5 protein-coding genes are annotated in these 3,684 nt (G+C 67.2%); 2 read left to right on the top strand and 3 right to left on the bottom strand.

What is annotated here, in order from left to right:
• On the bottom strand, window positions 1–737 hold a 737-nt coding region (locus D7Y11_RS42030), incomplete at its 3' end, for an FHA domain-containing protein (protein ID WP_148139283.1).
• A gap of 27 nt (window positions 738–764) precedes the next feature.
• Complete coding sequence (locus D7Y11_RS42025) at window positions 765–1,823, bottom strand: lipopolysaccharide assembly protein LapB (RefSeq protein ID WP_169822684.1); 1,059 nt, start codon at window positions 1,821–1,823, stop codon at window positions 765–767.
• Window positions 1,824–1,926: 103 nt separating this feature from the next.
• Between D7Y11_RS42025 and D7Y11_RS42020 the strand changes: the two genes are divergently transcribed.
• Window positions 1,927–2,445 carry a hypothetical protein gene (locus D7Y11_RS42020; protein ID WP_120581588.1) on the top strand — a complete coding sequence of 173 codons (519 nt, stop codon included), beginning with the start codon at window positions 1,927–1,929 and terminating at the stop codon, window positions 2,443–2,445.
• Here the strand turns inward: D7Y11_RS42020 and D7Y11_RS42015 are convergent.
• Entirely contained in the window at window positions 2,387–3,235 is an 849-nt protein-coding gene (locus D7Y11_RS42015) for an RDD family protein (protein WP_120581589.1), read from the bottom strand. The genes D7Y11_RS42020 and D7Y11_RS42015 overlap by 59 nt on opposite strands.
• A gap of 212 nt (window positions 3,236–3,447) precedes the next feature.
• On the opposite strand from D7Y11_RS42015, the gene D7Y11_RS42010 reads away from it, so the two are divergent.
• Window positions 3,448–3,684: hypothetical protein (locus tag D7Y11_RS42010; protein WP_148139282.1), on the top strand; the 237-nt coding region annotated here is incomplete at its 3' end.

The raw sequence follows: 3,684 nt of genomic DNA, 5'->3' as shown, positions 1-3,684 counted from the left end.
GAGCTCTCCGCGGCGAGGCTCACCGCGGGCTCGTCGGGGGGCTCGGCGGGGTCCACGTAGACGAAGCGGGTGGCGCCAATCTCCAGCTCGTCGCCGTCCTTGAGCGCCTTGCGGTTCACCCGCTTCTTGTTGACCTTGATGCCGTTGCGGCTGCCCAGGTCCTCCACGTGCGTGCCGGACCAGTCGCGGCGCACCTTGGCGTGCTTGCGGGAGACGAGGTCGTCCTTGAGGATGACGTCGGCTTCCTTCTCGTCGCGGCCGAAGACGTGCTCCTGGGCCTCGGAGATTTCAATGCGCTGGCCCTCGCGCGGGCCGTTCATGTAGCGCAGGAAGCGCTCCTCGCCGCCGGCGAGGCCGCGCATCGCGTCCTTCAAGATGCCGCGCGCGAGGAAGGACGTCTTGTCGCTGACGTCCGGGGCGATCTCCACGACCTTGTCGAAGCGGACGTCGTACTGCGCGATGGCGATGACGTCGCCGTTGCGCAGCAGTTCCTTCTCCCCCTTGGGGAGCGCCTTGCCGTTGATCTTCGTGCCGTACGCGCTGCCCAGGTCCTCCAGGAAGTAGAGGGTGCCCTCCTGGATGATGCGCGCGTGGTTGCGCGACACCGCCTGCTGCGGGAGCACCACCTGGCAGGTCTTGTCCCGCCCCAGGGTGATGACGGAGTCGTCGAGGACGACCTCTTGGCCCGAGGCGCCTCCGGCCTCGCTGCGCTGTGTGACGGTCAGACGGACGCTCATCGCGTGTGTCGCTACCCCAAGGGACGGCTAGAACGAGTCGTTGGCGAGGAATCTCTCACACGTCGTGTACTCGGTGGGGAATTCCTCGGAGGTACCAAACTTCATGAAGTTCTTGCACGCCGTCTGAGCGTGGGTCTGCTTGTGGGCCTCGGAGAAGATCTGGAAGAGGCCGAAGTGGCAGGGCGCGAACTTGGCATCCAGCTTCACGCACTTGCGGTAGGCGCTCTCCTCCTCCGCGAGGAGGCCCTTCTCACGGTACTGGCGCGCGAGCAGGTACATGGCCGGGGCGCTGTTCTCCGCCGTCTGGGTGTCCTTCAGCTCCTTGAGGGCGGAGTCGGTGAGGGCCACCTTGCGCTGGGCGACGGCGAGGCTGTTGAGGCAGCTGGAGTTCTTCTCATCCAGGCGGGCACAGTTGCCAAAGGCCTCGCGGGCCTCCGCGAAGCGGCTCTGCTCCATCAGCACCGTGCCCAGGTCGTGCCACACCTCCGAGGAGTCCGGGGTGAGCTGGGCGGCCTGGGAGATGTGCTCGAAGGCCGTCTCCAGGTCCTTTTCCTCGTAGGCCATGATGCCGAGGTTGTGGTGGGCGTTGGCCACGTTGGGGTTGACCGCGAGCAGCGTGTCGAACTCCTTCTTGGACTCCTTCTTCTTGCCCATCTTCATGTAGGTGAGGCCCAGGTCGTAGCGCGACTCCAGGTTGTCCGGGTTCACCTGCAGGGCGCGCTTGAAGTTGTCGTGGGCCTTTCCGTAGGCGCCTTCATCCAGGTAGAGGACGCCCAGGTTCTGGTAGGCCTGCAGGTGCTCCTGGTTGAAGCGCAGGGCCTTGATGAAGAACTCCTTCGCCTTGCCCTTGTTGCCCGAGTACATGGCGATGAGGCCTTTGTTGGCCCACAGGTCCGCGTACTGGGGGGAGAACTCCAGGCCCAGGTTGCAGTAGGTCTCCGCCTTCTGCAGGTCCCCGTTGGCCATCTCCTGCGCGCAAAGCTCATTGTTGATGAGCGCCCGTTCGTGCGGGGGCGGCGTGCTGAGACAGGCAGTGGTGGAGAGGGAAACGGCGGCGGTCAGCGTAAGGAAGAGGCGAAGACGCATGGCCGGCCGAGTGTAGGAGAGCGCCACCCCGTGAGGCAACGCCGGGCTTGTGCTGAATCAGCGCTGTTTTCCAGGGGTTAGGCCGGCTGTAGAGTGCCTCGCCATGCGTACCTACCTTTGTGCTTTCGGCTTGCTCGCTGCCCTGCTGGGCGCGGCTCCTGCTCACGCGCAGTTCTCCAACCGGAGTCTGGGCCTGTCGCTGGGCTACATGGACTTCAAGCGCACCGCGGGCCTCGCGGGGACGCCGTTCATCGGCCTGGAGGGCAGCCTCTACATCGAGAACGGCTTCGAGGTCGTCTCGCTGTCGAAGCTGATGTTCCCGACGGACACCTTCTCCACGCCGGAGAAGCGCGTGGTGGGCCTGGCGCCGTCGCTGGGCATCCGCTACCTGCTGCTGGAGGAGACCATCCGCCCGTACATCGGAACGGACGTGAGCTACCTCATCGTGTTCAAGGAGAGCATCAGCAACTTCGTGGGCATCGGGCCCAACGCGGGCGTGGACTTCTTCCTCAGCGACTCGGTGAGCCTGGGCGTGCGCGCGCAGTACAACTTCTACATCGCGCTCAACGAGGATACGCAGACGTCGCTGACGGGCTCCGTGGGCCTGGCGACGTACTTCTAGGTCCGGACGTGGGCCGCCCCAGGCGAGCCGCCGGGGCGGGCAGCAGGGCGGCGGCGACGAGCAGCGTCCACTTCTCGTCCGAGAGGTGGGCGGGCTTCTCCATGGCGAGCGAGTCCTGGAGCCGTGCGCCCAGCGCGGAGAACAGCGTGAGCCGGGCCTCCAGCCGCAGCTCCTCGCGGCGCAGGGCCGCGGACAGCACCAGCTCCCGCTCCTCGGTGGACAGCCGCTTCACGCGCGAGACGAACAGCGGATCCGCCAGCAGGCCCTCCTCGCCGCGCGTCTCCAGGGCGGAGGGCATCTTGAGGCGCCGCTCGCGCACGACGATGGTGCCGGCCAGCAGGTCCCCCAGCCGCTGGTGCGAACGCGACACGAGCGCGACCGAGCCGCCCACGAGATAGAGCAGCGGCAGCCGGTCCACCACGCGCGCCAGGTTGCGCAGGGCCGCGTGGTAGAAGCCGATGCGCACGCCGCTCTCCTGGATGACCCGGAGGGACATCACGCGCTTGCCCACCGTCTGGCCAGCCCACACGGTCTCCAGCGTGATGCCGTAGCCCCAGTCCACCAGGAAGTAGACGACGATGCCCAGCGCGCTGGCGAACCCCGGGAACGCGGCCATGGCCACCTGGAACACCAGCAGCACCACCATCGCGACGAAGCCGACGATGAGCGCGTCCATCAGCCACGCGAGGAAGCGCGAGTACACCCCCGCCAGCGTGAAGCGGAACTCCACGTACTCCGGGGTCAGCACCGTGTGGGTGCCGTCGAGCAGGGTGTCGGGGGTGGGCGTCACGGCGCCGGAGTGTACGCCACGCGGCCGGCGTTCCGTGGGGCTCACAGGAGTGTCCTTCCGTGGGGGCCGCAAGGACTCCCAGTCCGGAGTCTGGCTCCGACGCCGGGCAGGCGGGCGGCCGACTGCGACGGGAGGGTGGATGCTCGCGGGACCTGAAGAGTGTTATTCGTGAATAGCGGGCTCCACGTTATCCTGTCCGCATTCCCGCGCCCGTGGCCCCTTCTGAACCTTCATCCTGGAACCGCCGCGTCCTGCCGGCGGGTGCGTTCCAGTTCGCGCTCATCGCGGGAGTGACGCAGCTCAAGACGTCCGCGAACGCGCTGGTGTTGTCGCGCTTCGAGTCCCAGGCGCTGCCGTACCTCTACCTCCTGGGTGCGTTGATGACGGCGTCGCTGACGCTGCTGCCTCGCGCCCGGCCGGACGCGCCCACGGAGTCCCCGGGCATCCTC

The organism is Corallococcus sp. AB018, from assembly GCF_003986945.1.
Taxonomy (GTDB): domain Bacteria; phylum Myxococcota; class Myxococcia; order Myxococcales; family Myxococcaceae; genus Corallococcus; species Corallococcus exiguus.
Note: the sequence above shows the minus strand (reverse complement) of the source record. Positions and strands in the feature narration are given on the sequence as shown.